Here is a 17742-nt window from a genome sequence, read left to right on the forward strand (position 1 = left end):
AGAGATCGGCGATGCGGCGAAACGGGGCGGGACCGAAAACAGGGCAAGCGATGGAGGCCATCCGCGCCAGGATCGCGAGCCGCGCGCTGCGAGCCGGCGACCGGCTTCCTTCCGTGCGGCGGCTCGCCGAGGCGATGGCGATCTCGCCGTCCACCGTGGTGGAAGCCTATGAACGGCTTGCCGCCGAAGGAATGGTGCGGGCGCGGCCCGGCTCCGGCTTCTTTGTGGCCAGTGCCGCCGCGATGCCGGTGCCGCTGACCGAGCTGGGCTTGAAGCTCGACCGGGCGGTGGACCCGTTCTGGGTGTCGCGCCAATCGCTGGATGCGGGGAAAGAGGTTTTGAAGCCCGGTTGCGGCTGGATGCCGGCGGACTGGATGCCGGACGCCGCGATCCGCCGGGCCGTGCGCCAGCTCGGCAAGGCGGACAACGGGACGCTTACCGATTACGGCACGACGCTCGGGCTTCCTGCCCTCCGCCAGCTTCTCACGCGCCGTTTCGCCGCCGAAGGGTTGGATGCGGCACCGGACAGCATCATCCTCACGGGATCGGGCAGCCAGAGCCTCGATCTCGTCTGCCGGCTTCTCCTGCGCCCGGGCGACGCGGTTCTCGTGGACGACCCCTGTTATTTCAACTTTCAGGCGCTTCTGCGCGCCCATGGCGCGAACGTGGTCGGCGTGCCCTACCGCACCGACGGGCCGGACGTGGAGTGCTTCGCCGAGCGCGTAGGCCAGCACCGGCCCCGGCTTTATCTCACCAATTCGGCACTTCACAATCCGACGGGCGCGAGCCTGAAGGCGCAGACCGCGCACCGCCTCCTCAACATCGCCAGCGTCCACGACATGGTGGTGGTCGAGGACGACATTTTCGCCGATCTGGAGCCAGAGCCTTCCCCGCGCCTCGCCATTCTCGACGGACTTCGCCAAGTGATCCGCGTCGGCAGCTTTTCCAAGACCCTGTCGGCGTCCATCCGCTGCGGCTATGTCGCGGCGCGGCCCGACTGGATCGAGGCGCTGGTCGACCTTCAGGTGGCGACGAGTTTCGGAAGCTGTAGCCCGGCGGCGGCAGCCGTGGTTCACGCGGCGCTGAGCGAGGGAGGCTATCGCCGGCACTTGGCGGATCTGCGCCGCCGCTTGTCGCGCGCCCGGCACGAGGTGGCGGAGAAGCTCGAAGGGATCAGCATCCGCCCCTGGCTCAGCCCGCGCGGCGGCTTTTATCTCTGGTGCGCCCTGCCAGAGGAGCGCGATGCGGCCGAGCTTGCGCGAGCGGCTTTGCGGGAAAACGTGGTTCTGGCGCCCGGCAACGTCTTCAGCATCTCGCAATCGGCGCAAAGCTTCATGCGTTTCAACGTGGCGCAGATGCAGGACCCGCGCGTCTTCGACGTTCTGAGCGACGCACTGGCGGCGCCGATCAGGGAAAGGTAGAGCGTAACAGCGTAAAGCCGCAAAACCGTGGATACGGCTTTACGGCTTTACGGATCTCGACCGAAAGAGGCTCAGAGGCTCAGAGGCTCAGAGGCTCAGAGGCTCAGAGGCTCAGAGGCTCAGAGGCTCAGAGGCTCAGAGGCTCAGGAAGCGGTAGCCGGACGGGCGCCCCTCGGGGGAGCTTTCTTCGGCATGGGCAGAAGGCCTTCGCGCTGCGCCTGCTTGCGCATCGCCTTGCGGGCGCGCCGCACGGCTTCCTGCTGTTCGCGCACGCGCTTCTCGGAAGGCTTCTCGTAGGCTCGGCGCGCGCGCATCTCGCGAAACACGCCTTCCCGCTGCAGCTTGCGCTTCAGCGCCCGCAGCGCCTGTTCCACATTGTTGTCGCGAACGTCTACCTTCACTTAAGCTCTCCTTCGCGCCCGCGATCTGCAACTCGCAAGGCTGGGGCGTTCCTATTTGGCGGACGCCTTCTTGACGCTTTTGCGCGCCGGTTTGACGGGTTCGGGCGGGGTGGCGGCCTCGGCTTCCTCGCGGAGCTTGCGCAACCTCGCCGTCTTGTCGGCAGTGGCCTTCGCTTCGCCCGCGATCAAAGACATGGCCGACCCCTTTTCGTGGCCGTTGTTCGGCGCGCGAAAAGCGGCATTGGCCTTGGAGGCGGTGTCGTCATCGACCATGTGCGTTGCCTTCGACGATTTCCGGCTCGCGAGGCACCGGCGCGGTCCATCCGAAGAACTCGATGGAACCGGCTTTGCCGCCCTGAAACCGGAACAACCACCGGAACGAGGTTCCGATGGCTGCAAATGGGAAAATGGATGCCACGTCGTCTGCGACGCGGCACCCGGACACCGAACTTGGCTGCCGCCAGTACATCCGTGGTCGGCAGAAAGTCGCTGCTTTCACAACGGCCCGGCACCCTCACGAGGCGCCCGGCCGCGGATCGAAATCAGGAGATCAGCCAGCCTGCAGATTGTCGGCGGACTGCTTGCCCGTGCGACGATCGGCGACGAGCTCGTAGGTCACCTTCTGACCTTCGGTCAGGCCGGACAAACCCGCGCGCTCGACGGCGCTGATATGGACGAAAGCGTCCGGACCGCCGTTATCGGGGGCGATGAACCCGAATCCCTTTTGGGAATTGAACCACTTCACGGTTCCCGTAGCCATGGGAGACCCTTCCAAGCATAGATAGTGCGTCAAGGCGCACGAATTGCGCCCTGTTGAAACCGACTGTCGAGTGGAAATCAGATGAACAAGCACTCAATGAGCGCGAGGCCAAACAATCCGGCCGAGTATCGATAGCGACAAAGTACGCCGATATTTTCCCTTTACAACCCCGGAGCCGGATTTTCATCAGACGGACGGGAAGTCTAGATTGATTGAAAAGGGTTTTGATCTGAATTCGCTGTGGCCGATAGCGTTCGAAACGGTCGGCGAAAGCATCCGCCGACCATCCGCGCGATGAAACGGGATCAGTAGCCGACGGTGAAGCGCTGGCGGGAATGGCGCGGCGTTTCGATCTCGTCGGCGAGCGCGATCGCGTAATCCTCGAAGGAGATGCTGCTGCCTTGGTCGTTGGTCAAAAGCTGGTCGCAGCCGATGCGGAACGTGCCCGTGCGCTCGCCGAGACGTGCTTGGAAGGGAGATCGCCCAAGCTGCAGGCCGACTACGGGAAGCTGCCCGCCTTCCCCATCCCCGCACATGTGTCCGACAGCGCCGAGCATCTCCCGCTCCTGGGCAGTTGCGCCCTCCTTGACCGCTTCGACGACGGCAGCACCGGCCTTTGGTGGCCGACCAGCAAGCGTCGCGGCGAGGCTCTGATGCCGCTTGTCGAGGGTCGCGTCGTGTGGAACCGCATGGGCAAGCACTGGCTCGCCGTCGTCTCGATCGCGGCTTGAGCGTATCTCCCTTTGAGCGCTATCGTACGAAGAGGGCGGCATGGCACATCCCGATCACCACAACGGTCTTCTGGATTGGCCGATCTATGGCGCTCGAGATCCAGAGATCGCGGAGCTCGCGCATCAGCTCGCCTATGCCGGGGGACTTCGCCTGTCCGAGATCGAGGACCTGATCAAGCATGCGCTCCGGCAGCGGTTGGCCGTCGTGGAAGTCTCCAGAACCTCCACGGTCGAACCGACGCGCACCTAGAAGCCGAGGTACTGCGGCGGCACGCTCTCGGTCAGCCAGACGCCGTTGTCGGCCCGCAGGAACGTCAGCCCGTCGTCTCGCATGCGCTTGGTGTCAATGCACAGGATCACCGGCTTGCCGTGTCGCTCACCGACCCGGCGAGCGGTGTCCTCGTCCATCGACAGATGCACATGCTGCCGGCGCCCCGCCTTCAGCCCTTCCGCAAAGATGGCGTCGAGGTTGGTGCGTGCCGTACCATGAAACAGCCTTAGAGGAGGCTCCGAAGGGTCGAGCCCAAGGTCGACCGGGACAGAGTGCCCCTGCGCCGCGCGGATCCGCTGGCGGTCCTCCGACAACGTGAAGCGCTGCTTGTCGTTGGTGGAGACCGTCTCTTCCAGAAGCGCCCGATCGATCTTGAATTCGGCTTTGCGCGCCTTCGCGATCAGCTCGTCCACTGACGTCCAGCCGTTCGCATCGAGCATGATCCCCAACCGCTCTGGCGCATGACGCAGCACGTGGCTCAGCAGCCGTCCGATCTCCTTCGACATAACCCTGTCTCCGACGCGTTCGAGGTTTTGGAATGCGGCGTTCGCCAACGACCGCCGCAGCGGTTCGGACGCTGCGGATAGGCGAGAGCTGCAATCTCCTACAATTCCATTGCAGGAAATTACAGGGAAATTCGATCTTCGTTTGAAATCAGATAGATACAGATGGCTTCGGTCATCGCTTTTGCGGGATCCCAAGCCCCTCGTCGGCGCTTCGGCAGGCCGCTTGCGGCAGCTCGATGCCTGATACCGGGTCCGCCAACACTCGAATTAACCAGATATCTGATAACCCATTGTGAGGGTTATCGTTTTCGGCATGCAATAAGATTCAATCTTATTGCAGAAGAATAATGTAACAGGGGGAAATCGCTTTTGTGGGGAGCCGGAAGAACGTGGGCCTTCCGTTTGGCGCCTTATGAGCCCTTGGGAGATGAATGGTCCTCCCTTTCCCCGGGAGCCGGTTTGGACCTGCCGGATGGCAGGTCTTGCACATCCTCGGAAGAGGCGTGCGGGGGTGCAGGGGGCGTGCCCAATGCCCTAATCACTTCGCGGGACCCCGGAGGGGTCGTAGAGCGAAGTATATTAGGCTACAACTCTGGCGAGATAACGCTCCTGGGGAAGTGAGATGGCCTCCACCGTCTGCCATGCCGACAAGGTCAAAACGCCGGTCCACCTCATCAACCTCATCCGGCACAACAGCCGATCCGCGCCGCCTGCCAACGCCGATGCCAAGCGTTCGCCATCCAACCGATCTTGGGAGGATGCCGGCGCCCATCCATGGGACACCATCGCGTCCCGGATCGAGACTGCCGGCATTGATCTCAAGCGGGTGCGCAAGGATGCCGTTCGAGGCGTCCATCTGAACCTGTCGGCCAGCCCGGATTATTTTCGGCCCGGACGGCCCGAGGCTGCGGGAGACTACGACGAAGATCGGCTGGAAAGCTGGGTCGAGGCGTCCCGTCGCTGGCTTGAACAAACCTATGGGGACCGCCTCGTGGATTGCCGTCTCCACCTCGACGAAGCGACCCCCCACATTCAGGCGGTCTACGTGCCGCTGACACCCGATGGGCGATTGTCGGCCAAGGAGATGCTGGATCGAGCGGCCCTCACGCGCATGCAGGATACCTACGCCGAGGCCGTCGCCCATCTCGGCATCGAGCGAGGCGTCCGCGGCTCGAAGGCCAAGCACGAGTCGATCGGCGCCTACTACGCCCGGGTCGAACGAGCCTTCTCGGCTCCGATCGAGCTGGCGGCCGAGATCGAGCCTCCTCGTCTGACCGACATCGCAAATGCAAAGGGCTACCAGAAGCGCCAACAGGCTCGGATCGAGACGGCAGCGGCACCTATGGCAGCGGCGGCTTCGCAGGCCGTTCAGGAACGCAGAAAGAGGCAGGGGCTCCAACGGCGGGTGAAGGAGGCCGATCGGCGTCTTCTGGAAGCCCAGAAGGAGAAGCAGGCGGCTTTACGGGAGCGCGATCAGGCTCGCAAGGCCGAGCAGATCTTCCGTCTGGAAGCTCGCCAGTACGCAACTCAGGCCAACCAGCTTCAGGCCGATCTGGAAGAAGCTCGCACGAAACGCGAAGCGCAAGACCGGGACGAGCTCGACCGTCTGCGCACCCTCAACCTCGAACAGCTCGCCCCCCATCTTGGGCTGAGCCAGGACCCCGATGACGCCACCCAATGGCTGTCGGAAACCGCACGGGTGACGATCAAGGGAGCCAAGTTCTTTGATCATGTTCGCCACAAAGGCGGGGGCGGCGCGATCGACTTCGTGGCCTTCGGATTAGGTGTCCCGCCGGGGCGAGCAATCAGCTGGTTGCGCGAGTTCGATCCTTCCCTGACCCGGGTCGCTCTTCGGCAGATGGAGACCCAGGCGAAGGCCTCACCGCCCCGTCCGGTCTTCGTGCGGCGGGACCATCACGAAGGGATGTGGCCGCGCGTTCGACGCTGGCTGACCTCCGTTCGCAAACTGTCGGGCGAACTGGTGGACCGGCTTCGTGCCAGCGATCGGATCGCCGCCGACGAGCGAGGCAACTTCCTTGCCCGGATGTTCGACGCGGAGGGACGGGAAGTCGGCGCCGAGGTGAAAGGGACCGATCCCCACCATCGGTTCACTGGACTGCAGCGGGGAACCTCGCGGCTTGGCGCGTTCACGATCGAGACCCAGCCTGGCCGAACCTATGCGAAGGGGTTGCGCTACAAACAGATCGCAATCGTCGAGAGTGCGGCCGATGCCATCGCTTATCTCGAAACCCATCCCGAGCTCATGGAGGAGCCCTGCCTCGTAATCTCGACGGCCGGAACGCGAGCGTCGTTGGACGACCACTTCGTGGATGCGATGGCCCGCCAGCGGACAGTGTTGATGCAAACACCCTCGCTGTTCCGGATCGCGTTCGATGCAGATCCGGCGGGCGACACGGCGGCCGAGAAGTTGAAGCAATGGCTGTTGGCTCAGCCGCGTGATGTCTGGGGGTCGGTGGTTCGGGACCGGCCCAAGGACGCGAAGGACTGGAACGACACCCTGATCACTGGGCAGAAGCCAACCCTGCTCGAACGGGAGAAAGACGCGAACCTCGATGAGCCAGATGACGACCCTTCACCCTCGCCCGGCTTTTGAGACGAGAACCATCACCACGGCAGCCGATAGTTTCGGGGAGACGCCGATGTCGGTCCGGGCCATGCTCGCAGTCGCGGTGTACATCGAGGTCGTCAACCTCGCAGCCTACGTCGCGATGCTGATCGATAAGGCCAATGCCCGCATCGGTCCACGACGCATCTCCGAAGCGACCCTCCTGAACCTCGCCCTGATCGCGCAGCAGACCGTGCGTCATAAGACGCGCAAGGATTCCTTCCGCTCCAATCTCATCGGTATCATCGTGCTTTAGGTGATCAGGATCAGCGCTCTCATCATCGTGATCACCACCACTGGTTCGCTAGATGCTTTCCTGCGCTGGTTCATATCGTTGACGGGCTGAACCTGGTGGGTTCAAGCGTTACGATCGTCTCCAACGAATAAAGCAGTCCATGGACGTTCCGGCACCCAAGCTTTGGATCCTGTCGGATCTTCATTTGGAGACGGTGCCCTATCCAGACGCCTTCGCGCCAGAGCCCGCCGCCGTTCGACGTTCTCATTTGCGCTGGCGATGGCTGGCAAGGCGATCCGACACGTGCCTTTCGTGTTTCGCGGCGGCCTGCCGACGAAAAGCCCGTGGTCAACATTCTTGGCAACCACGAGCACTGGAACAGCGTGCTCAGCGAACAGCTGCCCGCCGCGCGCAAAGCCGCTAAGACGTGGGGGGCACCCTCCTGCAGGGAAACATGGTGACACTGACGGGATGTCGCTTCATTGGTACGACGCTATGGACCGACTTTGCGCTCGCGGGCGACACTGTGGAGCTCGGCGACGACACCGGTGAAGTCATTTGAGTCGAAATCGGCACGGGCACAGGCACGCTGACGATCAGCGCCACGATCGTGCAGCACGGGGTCGAACTCGCGCGTCTCATGCAGTTCATCGACGCCCACACTGGACCGGAACCGCTCGTCGTCGTGACGCACCACGCACCTCACCCCAACTGCGTGCGCACGGAAGACGACGGGACGTTCTTCGCCGGCAACGGCGCATCTGACCTGTCCGCGCTCCTCGACACCGGGCGGATTAATCTGTGGGTGCACGGGCACGTTCACCACTGCGTCCACATGCCCGTGCCCAGCGGAACGGTCATCCGATGCAACCCCGCCGGGACGCGGTTCAGCAACTTAGACTTCGATGACAACCTGGTCATAACGCCGCGTTGGGTCCCTCACCCACGCCGTCTCCGTGAACGTCTGGCGCCGGTTCTCGCCATGGCAGCGGTTGCGGAACCCTACACCCCGACCACCTGGGAAGAGGACAAGCGCTTCATGGACGAGATGTGGGTCGAAGAGGACTGACCCTAAAGCGTAGCGGCCCTCTGGAACCAGACCATCTGGATCGGGACTATCGGTGCCCTTACCGTTGATGCCATAGCCGCACTCCTTCGCTTGGGCTGATCGATCCGCGCGCGCCAATGGGTTGATCCCTGCCAGTCTATTTCCCCTATGCGCTGCTTCAGTTCACCAAACGATGCGCAACAGGTCACGTTTGGCCGCGTCGTCGCTGACGATGATGGCAGGACGGGTCTTGCGGACTTTGTTTCTGACCGACGTATCGAACTCGACCCACGAGACATCACCGCGTTTCATCGCTTGTGTCTCCGGCAAGCCCGCTGCACCATTCTTGCGCTTCCGCCTCTCGAGCTTCGTCCTCCGCCATGGCGCGATAACCGTCGTCACGAGAAGCGCCAAGCACGTGCGAGCGCACCAGGTCCTCGATGAACTGGCTCATGCGCCGCTTTCCAACGGTTCGGTACAGCCCTTCATAAACTGCGTCATCGAGCGTGATGGTCATCTTCCGATGCATTGCCCGCCCCTTATAAATACGTACACGTCTTTCATACAGCTACCGACGCATGCAGACGGGGGCATCACACTTTCATTCCGTATCTTCGGCAATCCAGCACGCCTCCCGATCTTCCTAAGCCGGGTTGTGGATCGAAGCGAACCTGCTTTTCCGGCCTTTGAAATAAGTTCTGTTCCGTGGGGGCGGAATTTCTGGACCCTGTGGGGGCGGCGGTCGAAGCTCGATGTTTGGGACCGCGCTTCAGCCAGGTTCGCCATTCGGGCGAAACGATCTTCACAAGGTTGGGAAGGTTGCGGGCGCCCATCCGCCGGCGCTCCTCGATCGTGACGAGGCCGAGCTGGGCCGCGCGGCGGATCGTGGCCTGGGCGAGGCTGCGGCAGACACCCGCGCGTGCGGCGATCTCGGCAAGGCTTCGGTCGCAGACGCCCTTCTCTCGCGCTTCGTCACTCAAGATGCGCAGCACCGCAAGTTCTCCCGTGGTCCATTGGCTCGCGAGCCGGGGCGGCAGGGGAGCGGAGGCCGCCAGACCCCGTCGACGGCTGATGCGGGCGGGATAAAGCCGCACGCAGCTTTTCGGCCGGGGCGGGAAAAGGCTCGCATAGGGACGGGCAAGAAGAGCACCGGGTGCGCGGCGCGCGCGGCGTTCGTGGATCGCCTCGGCAAGACTTTGCGCTTCGCCGGGCGAAAGGTGCCCGGCGGCATGTCCGCGCCAAAGCGTCCGGGCTAGTTGGTCGAGCTGCGACGGGCGCGCGGCCTCGATCGCTGCCGCAAGCTGAATTGCGAGCATACGTTCCCCCGGGGTCGTGCCCGACCGGGAAGGCGCTCACGCGCCGGCAAAGCTCCGCCATCCACAAAAACTCGCGTTTTTGCGTTGACTCGGGCTCAAGCTTCGGGGAAGAGTCGATCCGCTGAGAACGATTTCTCTTCCCCGGCTTTGCCGGAATGTGAGGCCCGCCTTTTCCCGAGGCGGGCTTTTGCATTTCCGGCACTCGATTCACGGGTGCCACGCGCCACCATGCGCGAGACAATGGTCAGCTGGCAAGGCTTCTCGCATCGAACACGTGTAGGTTCGACATTCACCAGAGGAGCTCCGCCGTATCGCCGCAACGCCGTGAATACGGCGAAACGTATCCACAGCGCGATCATGGCTTGAGGCGTCAGCGTGGTTTCAATGGAAAGAGCTGATCGGGCATTTCGGACAGCCGTTACCGGCAACGGTCTCGCACATGGGTCAAGCCCGAGACGGTCCGACATCGAAGGCTTGAAGCTGATCCAGTCGCGACCTCTCCAAACGCAAAACGCCCACCGGGGGAGGACCGGTGGGCGTTGGTTCGATGCCCTCGCATGTGAGAATGAGGGCATGAGGGCCGGAAAAAGGAGGAGTTCTTCGGCTAGATCCGCGTTGGTCCTTTGGAGGAGGATGGACCGAGACGAAAGCTTGAATGTCTTAGCGAGCCGACTGACGGGCGATAGCCGAGATGTCGGCGCGGGAAATGTCGAGATCGGCGAGGCGGCGGTTCTGGCGGGGATCGGCCTTTCCGTCCTGTCCGACTTCGTGGTGGCGGGCGGTCTTAAGGCTGGTCGCTTGACCCCGGTTCTGCCCGACTGGCAGCTTCCGGTGGGTGGCATTCACGCCGTGTTCCCCTCCGCGCGCTTCAGGCCGACGCGCGTTTCCGCCTTTGTCGACCTGCTGGCCACAGCCATCAAAAGCGGCGCGGCAGGTACGAGCCGCTCTATCCCGACCGGTGGCCAAGATCCTTCTGCATTATAATAGCCGTGCCCCGAACCCGAAGAAGCGGCACATCGCGGCATCGACCATCGGCATGGTGCGCAGATCGAGATGACCGAAGACGGCTCCCGTCTTGCCGCGCGGCACCGTCACGGCGCGATCCACCATGATCTGCGATAGTTTGCGAAGTTTGTTGTTGGCATCCGGCTCTATCGTGATGCGGATCGCGTATTCCTCGTGAACGTCGCTGGTCAACTGCAGCACCGTCACCGACGGCAGGTCGGCGAAGGCGTCGTCCTGCACCACAAGTGCCGGACGCGGCTTACCGTAGTCACCGCTGACGGCGATCGTCACCAGATCGCCGCGCTTCATGCCTTCCATTCGTCCCGAAAGTCGTCGGCTTCGAGAAGAGCGTCCAGTTCCCGCAGGGATCGAGCCTCATCGCTGCCGGGATCGCGCGCCCTCTCAGCGATGAGCCGCGATTGTCGCCGGGCTTCCGCTTCGAACGTCCGCCGCTCGACATACGCTCGCATGAACTCGCGCAGCACCTGCGCGGCAGGTTTGTCCTCAGCCTCCGTCGCCTGGGTGAAGGCGGTTTTTAGGGCGGGGTCGATCCGGAAATTGAACGTTTCGACTTTGGGATGCTGCGTGACGCGCGGCATGGCAATCTCAAAGGAATGACAATGTAATTACATTTTTGGTTGCCGACAAGCTGTCCGGCGACCCAATCCATCCTCAGCGGATCAAGCCACACATCGCTGCCGAGGGTTTCCAGCGGTCAGGATGGCGCTGGCGCATCGCACGATGGGGCGGCGTCCGGCGCAACAGGGTGAGAAGCTTCATCCGACACGCCTCCCGACCTTCCTGAGCCAGGTCGTGGATCGAAGCGAACCTGCTTTTCAGGCCTTTGAAATAAGTTCTGTTCCGTGGGGGCGAAATTTCTGGACCCTGTGGGGGCGTCCGTCGAAGCTCGATGTTTGGGACCGCGCTTTAGCCAGGTTCGCCATTCGGGCGAAACGATCTTCACGAGGTTGGGAAGGTTGCGGGCGCCCATCCGCCGGCGCTCCTCGATCGTGACGAGACCGAGCCGGGCCGCGCGGCGGATCGTGCCTTGAGCGAGGCTGCGGCAGACACCCGCGCGTGCGGCGATCTCGGCAAGGCTTCGGTCGCAGACGCCCTTCTCCCGCGCTTCGTCACTTAAGATGCGCAGCACCGCGAGTTCCCCCGTGGTCCATTGGCTCGCGAGCCGGGGCGGCAGGGGAGCTGAGGCCGCCAAGCCCCGGCGTCGGGCGATGCGAGCGGGATAAAGGCGCGCGCAGCTTTTCGGCCGAGGCGGGAAGAGGCTCGCATAGGGACGGGCAGGAAAAGCGCAGGGTGCGCGGCGCGCGCGGCGTTCGTGGATCGCTTCGGCGAGGCTTTGGGCTTCACCGGGCGAAAGCTGCCCGGCGGCATGTCCGCGCCAGAGCGTCTTGGCCAGTTGTTCGAGCTGCGACGGGCGTGCGGCCTCAATCGCTGCCGCAAGCTGAATTGCGAGCATACGTTCCCCCAGGGTCGTGCCCGACCGGGAAGGCGCTCACACAGGGGCAAAGCTCCGCCATCCACAAAAACTCGCGTTTTTGCGTTGACTCGGGCTCAAGCTTCGGGGAAGAGTCGATCCGCTTAGAACGATTTCTCTTCCCCGGCTTTGCCGGAATGTGAGGCCCGCCTTTTCCCGAGGCGGGCTTTTGCATTTCCGGCACCCGATTCACGGGTGCCAAGCGCTACCATGCGCGAGACGGTGGTCGACTGGCAAGGTTTCTCCCCATCGAACATGCACGGGCTCGGCATTCGCCAGCCAAGTTCCGCCGTATCACCGCAATGCCGTGAATACGGCGAAGCGTATCCACGGCGTTGCGGCGACGGAGCGAGACTTCAGCGTGGTTTCGTTGGAAAAGGCCGATCGGGCCTGTTGAGCGGCCGTTGCCGCCGACGGCCCCGCCCGTTGGTCGAGCTGGAAACGGTCCGATGTCGAAGGCTTGAGGCCGATCCGGCCGCGACCTCCCCAAACGCAAAACGCCCACCGGGGGAGGACCGGTGGGCGTTGGTTCGATGCCCTCGCATGGGAGGATGAGGGCATGAAGGCCGGAAAAGGGAGGAGTTCCCCGGCCAGATCCGCGTCGGTCCTTTGGGAGGAGGATGGACCGAGGCGAAAGCTTGAATGTGTTAGCGGGCCGACTGACGGGCGATGGCCGGGATGTCGGCGCGGGAAATGCCGAGATCGGCGAGTTCGCGCTGCGACAGGCGGCTCAGCTCGTTCACCGTCGAGCGGTAAGAGCGAAAATTGCGAAGGGTGCGGGCGATACCCATGGGTCTTGATCCTTGATCTGTCCGGCTCCTCGTCGGTGGGAACCGTCTACTGCGTTTTCTTCGACAACCGGAATGTAGGCGTGCACCCTCCTTTCCAGTAGCGCGAAGATTGCATGGGTGGTCTGCCGAACTGCGATACGTCGCGCGGTTCCTTCTTCACCTCCCCGAAAGGAAAGCTGCCGGGGGCTTGGTCCCTCGCCCGCACGCCGTAAAGCCGTGGATACGCTTTTGCGTATTTACGCTTGGGCTCCTTCCGGGGTAGCGACGGAAAGGACACGGGTTAACGTTTCATCAACCATGCCCGCGCGAGAGTGCGAGCGTATCGCCGTAAAGGCGCTTCGCCGCATTCACGGCGATACGGTTCAACCCCGAAGGACAGGCTCTGCCCATGATCATCGGCGTGCTCAACCAGAAGGGCGGGGTGGGAAAAACCACGCTGAGCCTCAATCTCGCGGCGGCCTATGCCGACGACGGCGCTAAGGTGATGCTGGTGGATGCCGACCCCCAAGGTTCGAGCCTTCGCTGGTCGAGCGCGCGGGCCGAGAATGTCGCCCCGCTTTTTCCCGTGGTCGGCATGGCCAAGCCCTCCATCGCCCGCGAGCTGCCGGTGATCGCGCGCGACTACGATGTGGTGGTGGTGGACGGGGCGCCGCGCGTCAGCGAGCTCGGCCGCGCCGCCATCATGGCGAGCGACATGATCCTGATGCCCGTGCAGCCCTCGCCCTTCGATATCTGGGCGACGGAGGACACGGTGCAGCTCATCCGCGAGGCGCAGATCTTCAAGCCTTCGCTCACCGCCGCATTTGCGGTGAACCGTAAAATCGCAAATACGGCGATCGGCCGTGATGTCCTCGAAGCCTTCGCGGAGGCCGACTTTCCGGTTCTGAAGGCGCAGGTCTGCCAGCGCGTTCTTTATGCGGAAAGCGCCATGGTCGGGCTCAGCGTCGTGGAAGCGGCCCCTTACGGCGACGCCGCGCGCGAAATCCGCCGGCTCGCCACCGAAATCCGCGGCTTCGGCCAAGGGGAAAGGAAAGCGGCATGAGCAAGAAGCTCGCCTTCAACAATGTGCGCCTGAAGGTCGATCCGGCCGAGGCCTGGATCGCCCAAGGGGCCGAGCGCGAAGGCCGAGCGCCCGTTTCCGCCGCCGTGTCCACGCCGCGCGAAGACGAAACGCGGCGCACGGTGCGCTTCACCATCGATGTGGATGCCGAGCTTCACACCCGCATCAAGGTCGCCGCCGCCCGGCGCGGCACGCGCATGGCCGACATGCTGCGCGCCATCTTCGAGCGCGAGTTCCCGGCGTCGTAAAAGCGCATCGCCGTATCGCCGTGAAAGCGTGGATACGGCGATCCATCACGGGGGCAGGGCAGCCGAAGCTTTCTTGCCATCGCGTGAACGCCGATAAGTCCGACTTATCGAAGTTCGGCAGGGCTCCCATGCATTCTTTGCGCTCCTGCTGGAAGGGAGCCGCGCCTATATTCCGGGTGTCGAACAAGAATGAACCCGAACGGCTCTCACCGACGAAGAGCCCGAGACCCGAAAGACAACCGACGTGAACATCGTCCGCACCCTCCGCAACATCCGCTCCTACCGTTCGACGGTGAACGAGCTGAACCGCCTGTCGCAGCGCGAACTCGCCGATCTCGGCATTTCCCGCGCCGACATCCCGGCCGTCGCTCGCCGCGCCGCCTTCTGAACCAGTTTCACGGTTTCGCTCCGGCCTATCCTCCTCCCAAAAGGCCGGCGCGGATAACAGTCGAAGTCTCCTCCCGTCTTCGACTGGCATGCCCTCTTCCTCCTCCCATGCGAGGGCATCGAACCAACGCCCACCGGTCCTCCCCCGGTGGGCGTTTTGCGTTTGGGAGGACGGTCGAACGGGTGCCGATACGGCTTTACGGCGCGCCGTATTTACGGGGGCGATCCGCTGGTCTAGGACCCTTCGACTTTCGCGCTCTTCTGGCGATGCGCGTTTCGAGGCAGGATCGGGGCCATGAGTCGACACAAGCTCGATCTTCTGACGCGCGAGGCCTTTGCCGCCTTGTCGCTGCACGAAAAGAACGCCTATCTCCAAAGCGTGGTGAAGGAGATCCAGGCAGCGCGGGCGGAAGAGCCCCTGCCGCTCGAGAAGGATGCCTTGAGCCGCCTTCGGCGCTTTTATTCCCGCCGCTCCTTCGCCGACCTGAAGCTCGAAAGCATCAAGATCGAGGCGATGAAGAGCGCGCTCAGCGGGCTGGCCGAGGCCATCCATCTCGGCGAGGTGAAGAAGGCGATCACCCACGAGGTGCCGAGCCAGCCGCGCCCGATCACCCGCGCCGCGCCCATCGACGACGACCAGCTCATGTTCTTCGTGCCCGCCGTCCACGACGCGCCGGTGAAGGACGATCTCAACCTCATGGACATCGCGCCCTTCTCGCTTTCCAAGACGGTGCGGGGCGGGGTTCTACGCTACGAGCTGAAGGACAGCATCGTCACCATCGAGGGCGGCGCCGAGGTCGGGCTCGCCACCGCTTATGACTACGACATCTTCATCAACATGGTGTCGCATCTGGCGGCCGAGATGCGCGACTTCCACATTTCCCAGAAGAAGGGTCTGCGTCCCGCCATCCCGGCGCGCGTCTACCGCCCCGCCGCCGCCGACCTTTTGAAGTTCTGCCGGCGCGATCTCGGCGGCAAACAGTATCTGGAACTCGAAAAAGCCCTCGACCGCCTCCAGGCGACGCGCATCAAGATCACCAATCTCAGCGACGGCAAGCGGCGCGAAACCGAAGCCTTTCCCTTGATCGGGCGCTTCAAGGTCGTGTCGCGCACGCTGCAGGACAAGGTCGACCAGGTCGAGATCGAAATTCCGCAATGGGTTTATGACGGCGTCGTCACGCCGAACGGCAAGCCCTCGATCCTGACGCTGAACCCGGACTATTTCCTGATCGCGCGCCCGCTCGCCAAGTTCATCTATCGCCTGGCGCGCAAGGCCGCGGGAGACGGCGAGGCTTATTACCGGGTGGAGGACCTACATTATCGCAGCGGCTCCCGGCTGCCGCCGCACAAGTTCACCCTCGCGCTCGAGCAACTCGTCACGGCCTCCCGCCAGGACCCCCTGCCCGACTACGACATCGAACTGCGCAAGGGCGACCGGGGCGTCGTTCTCCACATGCGCCACCGGAAAGGTCCGGCCTTGCCTTCTTCACTCGCGGCTGCGGCGAACGGCTGACAAAACGCCGTACATCATTCCGCGATCCTATGACAAAATTGGCATGGGAGCGTTTTAAGTCGTTCGCACCGAGCATGCGGGCGTCATGGGATGGAGCAGCCGGAGCTTCGATCGCTCGGAAGACTCGCACCACCGTTCACGCGACCGGATGACGAGTCGTGCGGAACGGGATCGATTCGATTTTCGGACGAGGAACGAGCGACCTTGTCAAAACGCCGTACTTCATTCCGCATGGTTTTGACAAAAACGCTCGGGAAACCACGGCCCGCAGTCTTGCCAAAACGCCGTACTTCATTCCGTCGATCTTTGACAAAACGGGGAAGCATCACCCGCTGAACGCGGCCGGAAATTTTTGTCAGAGCGACCGTACATCACTGCCAAAAAAACCGTACATCATTCCGTCAAAACCGTACATCATTCCGTCAAAACCGTACATCATTCCGTCAAAACCGTACATCATTCCAAAAACGGGCTATAAGCCCATGATCTAGCTGATGTTTTTTTTCTAAAACTATAGGTAAAACTAGCGTTAAAACTAGAAAAACACCTAAAAACCCCTTCGGGCAGAATTTTTTGTCAAAAATCGATTAGCGAAAAAACGCAAAAATCGGCGCCTGACGAGGAAGGATCACGATCGAACGAAAACGGCGGCTTTGCCGAAAATCGGCTCGGGAAGACAGGATGGCGGATGCGGAGCGCGATGCGCTTTTTCGGATAAATCCGCGAAAACGCGCTTGACAGAGTTTTTGGCGAGAAGCGCTTCCGGAATGAAATGCCCTCTCTGGATCATCAATCCGACCCTCTGGCGGATGCAGGAGCCCTTCAAACGGACAGGGGAGCGACACGCGCCATTTCGAGTTCCGCGAGAAGCGCGTTGCGCATAGCCTCGGATGTGGCGAGTTCTGCGCGCAGCCGCGTGAGTTCGTCCCCCGGCTGCGGTTCGATCTCCACGAGATCGGAAGCGAAGAACGGCGTGACGGGGATGGCCGCGAGAGCGTCCTCCCAGGTCAAACCGTTGCGTTGGAGGATCTCGCTGGCCTTTGCCGCGGCGAGCGCCCGCTCGGCGTCCTTGTCGGAGGACAGAAGCCCGGCGATCTTGACGAGCCTCGCATGGTCATCGGGGGTCATCGAAGGATCTTCCTTTCATGCCGGACGGAAATCCCTTCCCGCCGATCTTCAGCGGTACGGGCCGGTAAACAGGTCGCCGATCGCCCGTCGCATCAGATAGGTGAGCCGGCGGCGGCGCAAATGCTCGGGCCGATCGTGCGTGATATGGCAGCGCTGGCAAAGCGCCGCGAGATTACGCGCCGCGTTGTCGGCGACGTCGTGGTTGAGATGGGCGCAGGCGATCGCCACTTTCGTCCAGACATGCCCGAAGCCCGGAGCGAGCTCGGCGGGAGAAGGCAGGTTGGTGCGCACCCGCTTGCCCTTGTCGTCACGCCAGCGGGACAAATCCTCGTCCCACCAGCGCCCGTCGGCGAGAACGCAGACGAGACGCCCGTGCGGCCGACCGCAGTGTTCGCAGCGTCCCTTGGCGCGCCGAAACCGGACCGAGGCCGAAAGCTCGCGCCAATCGAGGGGATAGAACCCCTTGAGTTCCGGCTTGATCGGCACGCCTGTCGCCCTGCCCGCTGTTTCACCGATCCGCACCATAGCGCGGGCCGGACTCGCTTGGCGACGGCAAAGAGCGAGCCCGCAGAAGGACATGGGGTGGGCGTCACGGAACTGCGAAACGAATGCCCAAGCCTTTGTGCGAGTTTTCGCAAAAATCCTTTGTGACACCCTGTTGACTTCATTCGGGTGGGTGGCCTATATCACGGTCATCGACGGACGGGGCGTCGCCGGCGGGTTGTATGCTCGTCTCTGGGAACTGGTTTTGGCTAGTTTCTGGTATGGCGTTCCGGTTTGTTTTTTCGGGTTTGGCGGTTTTG

At 62.9% G+C, this 17742-nt stretch carries 26 protein-coding genes and 1 pseudogene; 13 read left to right on the top strand and 14 right to left on the bottom strand.

Annotated features, from left to right (window positions below):
* Window positions 1–50 precede the first annotated feature (50 nt).
* Window positions 51–1421, top strand: coding sequence for an aminotransferase-like domain-containing protein (locus F9929_RS21420; RefSeq protein ID WP_152048591.1), 1371 nt, complete (start codon window positions 51–53; stop codon window positions 1419–1421).
* A gap of 143 nt (window positions 1422–1564) precedes the next feature.
* Here the strand turns inward: F9929_RS21420 and rpsU are convergent, their stop codons facing one another.
* The 4 genes and pseudogenes from rpsU to F9929_RS21440 form a co-directional block, all read right to left on the bottom strand.
* The gene (gene rpsU, locus F9929_RS21425) at window positions 1565–1822 is read right to left on the bottom strand and encodes a 30S ribosomal protein S21 (RefSeq protein ID WP_152048592.1); all 258 of its coding nucleotides are present in this window, start codon (window positions 1820–1822) and stop codon (window positions 1565–1567) included.
* 51 nt (window positions 1823–1873) lie between these two features.
* Window positions 1874–2095 carry a hypothetical protein gene (locus F9929_RS21430; RefSeq protein ID WP_152048593.1) on the bottom strand — a complete coding sequence of 74 codons (222 nt, stop codon included), beginning with the start codon at window positions 2093–2095 and terminating at the stop codon, window positions 1874–1876.
* A 277-nt stretch (window positions 2096–2372) separates the two neighbouring features.
* Window positions 2373–2582 carry a cold-shock protein gene (locus F9929_RS21435; RefSeq protein WP_152048594.1) on the bottom strand — a complete coding sequence of 70 codons (210 nt, stop codon included), beginning with the start codon at window positions 2580–2582 and terminating at the stop codon, window positions 2373–2375.
* Window positions 2583–2887: 305 nt separating this feature from the next.
* Window positions 2888–3040 (bottom strand): annotated as a pseudogene (locus F9929_RS21440) (3-beta hydroxysteroid dehydrogenase); the annotation flags it as partial.
* 78 nt (window positions 3041–3118) lie between these two features.
* Between F9929_RS21440 and F9929_RS21445 the strand changes: the two are divergent.
* Together F9929_RS21445 and F9929_RS21450 are read left to right on the top strand one after the other, a co-directional pair.
* Window positions 3119–3313 carry a hypothetical protein gene (locus tag F9929_RS21445; protein ID WP_152048595.1) on the top strand — a complete coding sequence of 65 codons (195 nt, stop codon included), beginning with the start codon at window positions 3119–3121 and terminating at the stop codon, window positions 3311–3313.
* Window positions 3314–3353: 40 nt separating this feature from the next.
* Window positions 3354–3563, top strand: coding sequence for a hypothetical protein (locus tag F9929_RS21450; protein ID WP_152048596.1), 210 nt, complete (start codon window positions 3354–3356; stop codon window positions 3561–3563).
* Here F9929_RS21450 and F9929_RS21455 read toward each other — a convergent pair.
* Window positions 3560–4090 carry an RNA 2'-phosphotransferase gene (locus tag F9929_RS21455; RefSeq protein WP_152048597.1) on the bottom strand — a complete coding sequence of 177 codons (531 nt, stop codon included), beginning with the start codon at window positions 4088–4090 and terminating at the stop codon, window positions 3560–3562. The genes F9929_RS21450 and F9929_RS21455 overlap by 4 nt on opposite strands.
* Before the next feature lie 622 nt (window positions 4091–4712).
* Between F9929_RS21455 and mobV the strand changes: the two genes are divergently transcribed.
* The 3 genes from mobV to F9929_RS21470 all read left to right on the top strand — a co-directional run bounded on the left by mobV (window position 4713) and on the right by F9929_RS21470 (window position 8020).
* On the top strand, window positions 4713–6704 hold the full coding sequence (gene mobV, locus F9929_RS21460; protein ID WP_152048598.1) for a MobV family relaxase: 1992 nt from the start codon (window positions 4713–4715) through the stop codon (window positions 6702–6704).
* Between the two features lie 46 nt (window positions 6705–6750).
* A complete protein-coding gene (locus tag F9929_RS21465; RefSeq protein ID WP_152048599.1) occupies window positions 6751–6972 on the top strand; it encodes a DUF1294 domain-containing protein in 222 nt (73 codons plus the stop codon).
* 619 nt (window positions 6973–7591) lie between these two features.
* Complete coding sequence (locus tag F9929_RS21470; protein WP_152048600.1) at window positions 7592–8020, top strand: hypothetical protein; 429 nt, start codon at window positions 7592–7594, stop codon at window positions 8018–8020.
* Window positions 8021–8182: 162 nt separating this feature from the next.
* Here F9929_RS21470 and F9929_RS21475 read toward each other — a convergent pair whose 3' ends face one another.
* The 3 genes from F9929_RS21475 to F9929_RS21485 form a co-directional block, all read right to left on the bottom strand.
* Window positions 8183–8311 carry a type II toxin-antitoxin system PemK/MazF family toxin gene (locus tag F9929_RS21475; protein ID WP_152048601.1) on the bottom strand — a complete coding sequence of 43 codons (129 nt, stop codon included), beginning with the start codon at window positions 8309–8311 and terminating at the stop codon, window positions 8183–8185.
* Window positions 8298–8516, bottom strand: a complete 219-nt coding sequence (locus F9929_RS21480; RefSeq protein WP_210251373.1) for a hypothetical protein — start codon at window positions 8514–8516, stop codon at window positions 8298–8300. Before F9929_RS21480 ends, F9929_RS21475 begins: the two co-directional genes overlap by 14 nt.
* 76 nt (window positions 8517–8592) lie before the next feature.
* A complete protein-coding gene (locus tag F9929_RS21485) occupies window positions 8593–9315 on the bottom strand; it encodes a hypothetical protein (protein ID WP_152048603.1) in 723 nt (240 codons plus the stop codon).
* 633 nt (window positions 9316–9948) lie between these two features.
* Between F9929_RS21485 and F9929_RS24580 the strand changes: the two genes are divergently transcribed.
* On the top strand, window positions 9949–10299 hold the full coding sequence (locus F9929_RS24580; protein ID WP_268915688.1) for a LysR substrate-binding domain-containing protein: 351 nt from the start codon (window positions 9949–9951) through the stop codon (window positions 10297–10299).
* On the opposite strand, the gene F9929_RS21495 is transcribed toward F9929_RS24580, so the two are convergent.
* The 4 genes from F9929_RS21495 to F9929_RS21510 form a co-directional block, all read right to left on the bottom strand.
* Complete coding sequence (locus F9929_RS21495; RefSeq protein ID WP_152048605.1) at window positions 10294–10629, bottom strand: type II toxin-antitoxin system PemK/MazF family toxin; 336 nt, start codon at window positions 10627–10629, stop codon at window positions 10294–10296. The genes F9929_RS24580 and F9929_RS21495 overlap by 6 nt on opposite strands.
* A complete protein-coding gene (locus F9929_RS21500; RefSeq protein ID WP_152048606.1) occupies window positions 10626–10919 on the bottom strand; it encodes a hypothetical protein in 294 nt (97 codons plus the stop codon). Before F9929_RS21500 ends, F9929_RS21495 begins: the two co-directional genes overlap by 4 nt.
* Window positions 10920–11035: 116 nt before the next feature.
* The gene (locus F9929_RS21505; protein ID WP_152048607.1) at window positions 11036–11794 is read right to left on the bottom strand and encodes a hypothetical protein; all 759 of its coding nucleotides are present in this window, start codon (window positions 11792–11794) and stop codon (window positions 11036–11038) included.
* Between the two features lie 665 nt (window positions 11795–12459).
* Window positions 12460–12603 (bottom strand): DUF1127 domain-containing protein, encoded by a 144-nt coding sequence (locus tag F9929_RS21510; RefSeq protein ID WP_152048608.1) that lies wholly within the window; start codon window positions 12601–12603, stop codon window positions 12460–12462.
* Window positions 12604–12991: 388 nt separating this feature from the next.
* On the opposite strand from F9929_RS21510, the gene parA reads away from it, so the two are divergent.
* The 5 genes from parA (at window position 12992) to F9929_RS21535 (ending at window position 16302) form a co-directional block, all read left to right on the top strand.
* Window positions 12992–13645 (top strand): ParA family partition ATPase, encoded by a 654-nt coding sequence (parA, locus tag F9929_RS21515; RefSeq protein ID WP_152048609.1) that lies wholly within the window; start codon window positions 12992–12994, stop codon window positions 13643–13645.
* A complete protein-coding gene (locus F9929_RS21520; protein ID WP_152048610.1) occupies window positions 13642–13911 on the top strand; it encodes a plasmid partition protein ParG in 270 nt (89 codons plus the stop codon). Before parA ends, F9929_RS21520 begins: the two co-directional genes overlap by 4 nt.
* Before the next feature lie 244 nt (window positions 13912–14155).
* Window positions 14156–14299, top strand: a complete 144-nt coding sequence (locus F9929_RS21525) for a DUF1127 domain-containing protein (protein ID WP_152048611.1) — start codon at window positions 14156–14158, stop codon at window positions 14297–14299.
* Between the two features lie 294 nt (window positions 14300–14593).
* Entirely contained in the window at window positions 14594–15811 is a 1218-nt protein-coding gene (locus tag F9929_RS21530) for a replication initiator protein A (protein ID WP_152048612.1), read from the top strand.
* 158 nt (window positions 15812–15969) lie between these two features.
* Window positions 15970–16302, top strand: coding sequence for a hypothetical protein (locus F9929_RS21535; RefSeq protein ID WP_152048613.1), 333 nt, complete (start codon window positions 15970–15972; stop codon window positions 16300–16302).
* 331 nt (window positions 16303–16633) lie between these two features.
* Here F9929_RS21535 and F9929_RS21540 read toward each other — a convergent pair whose 3' ends face one another.
* Together F9929_RS21540 and F9929_RS21545 are read right to left on the bottom strand one after the other, a co-directional pair.
* A complete protein-coding gene (locus F9929_RS21540; protein ID WP_152048614.1) occupies window positions 16634–16939 on the bottom strand; it encodes a hypothetical protein in 306 nt (101 codons plus the stop codon).
* A gap of 48 nt (window positions 16940–16987) precedes the next feature.
* Window positions 16988–17425 (bottom strand): hypothetical protein, encoded by a 438-nt coding sequence (locus F9929_RS21545; protein ID WP_152048615.1) that lies wholly within the window; start codon window positions 17423–17425, stop codon window positions 16988–16990.
* On the opposite strand from F9929_RS21545, the gene F9929_RS24340 reads away from it, so the two are divergent.
* On the top strand, window positions 17403–17742 hold a 340-nt coding region (locus F9929_RS24340; protein ID WP_210251374.1), incomplete at its 3' end, for a hypothetical protein. The genes F9929_RS21545 and F9929_RS24340 overlap by 23 nt on opposite strands.

This window comes from Aureimonas psammosilenae (assembly GCF_009176975.1).
Lineage (GTDB): Bacteria > Pseudomonadota > Alphaproteobacteria > Rhizobiales > Rhizobiaceae > Plantimonas > Plantimonas psammosilenae.

What these genes read in the sequence shown, in the direction of transcription:
- F9929_RS21420 (WP_152048591.1), top strand. Translation starts at nt 51, where the DNA reads ATGGAGGCCATCCGCGCCAGGATCGCGAGCCGCGCGCTGCGAGCCGGC.
- F9929_RS21430 (WP_152048593.1), bottom strand. Translation starts at nt 2,095, where the DNA reads ATGGTCGATGACGACACCGCCTCCAAGGCCAATGCCGCTTTTCGCGCG.
- F9929_RS21435 (WP_152048594.1), bottom strand. Translation starts at nt 2,582, where the DNA reads ATGGCTACGGGAACCGTGAAGTGGTTCAATTCCCAAAAGGGATTCGGG.
- F9929_RS21450 (WP_152048596.1), top strand. Translation starts at nt 3,354, where the DNA reads ATGGCACATCCCGATCACCACAACGGTCTTCTGGATTGGCCGATCTAT.
- F9929_RS21455 (WP_152048597.1), bottom strand. Translation starts at nt 4,090, where the DNA reads ATGTCGAAGGAGATCGGACGGCTGCTGAGCCACGTGCTGCGTCATGCG.
- mobV (WP_152048598.1), top strand. Translation starts at nt 4,713, where the DNA reads ATGGCCTCCACCGTCTGCCATGCCGACAAGGTCAAAACGCCGGTCCAC.
- F9929_RS21465 (WP_152048599.1), top strand. Translation starts at nt 6,751, where the DNA reads ATGTCGGTCCGGGCCATGCTCGCAGTCGCGGTGTACATCGAGGTCGTC.
- F9929_RS21470 (WP_152048600.1), top strand. Translation starts at nt 7,592, where the DNA reads ATGCAGTTCATCGACGCCCACACTGGACCGGAACCGCTCGTCGTCGTG.
- F9929_RS21475 (WP_152048601.1), bottom strand. Translation starts at nt 8,311, where the DNA reads ATGAAACGCGGTGATGTCTCGTGGGTCGAGTTCGATACGTCGGTCAGA.
- F9929_RS21480 (WP_210251373.1), bottom strand. Translation starts at nt 8,516, where the DNA reads ATGACCATCACGCTCGATGACGCAGTTTATGAAGGGCTGTACCGAACC.
- F9929_RS21485 (WP_152048603.1), bottom strand. Translation starts at nt 9,315, where the DNA reads ATGCTCGCAATTCAGCTTGCGGCAGCGATCGAGGCCGCGCGCCCGTCG.
- F9929_RS24580 (WP_268915688.1), top strand. Translation starts at nt 9,949, where the DNA reads ATGGACCGAGACGAAAGCTTGAATGTCTTAGCGAGCCGACTGACGGGC.
- F9929_RS21495 (WP_152048605.1), bottom strand. Translation starts at nt 10,629, where the DNA reads ATGAAGCGCGGCGATCTGGTGACGATCGCCGTCAGCGGTGACTACGGT.
- F9929_RS21500 (WP_152048606.1), bottom strand. Translation starts at nt 10,919, where the DNA reads ATGCCGCGCGTCACGCAGCATCCCAAAGTCGAAACGTTCAATTTCCGG.
- F9929_RS21505 (WP_152048607.1), bottom strand. Translation starts at nt 11,794, where the DNA reads ATGCTCGCAATTCAGCTTGCGGCAGCGATTGAGGCCGCACGCCCGTCG.
- F9929_RS21510 (WP_152048608.1), bottom strand. Translation starts at nt 12,603, where the DNA reads ATGGGTATCGCCCGCACCCTTCGCAATTTTCGCTCTTACCGCTCGACG.
- parA (WP_152048609.1), top strand. Translation starts at nt 12,992, where the DNA reads ATGATCATCGGCGTGCTCAACCAGAAGGGCGGGGTGGGAAAAACCACG.
- F9929_RS21520 (WP_152048610.1), top strand. Translation starts at nt 13,642, where the DNA reads ATGAGCAAGAAGCTCGCCTTCAACAATGTGCGCCTGAAGGTCGATCCG.
- F9929_RS21530 (WP_152048612.1), top strand. Translation starts at nt 14,594, where the DNA reads ATGAGTCGACACAAGCTCGATCTTCTGACGCGCGAGGCCTTTGCCGCC.
- F9929_RS21540 (WP_152048614.1), bottom strand. Translation starts at nt 16,939, where the DNA reads ATGACCCCCGATGACCATGCGAGGCTCGTCAAGATCGCCGGGCTTCTG.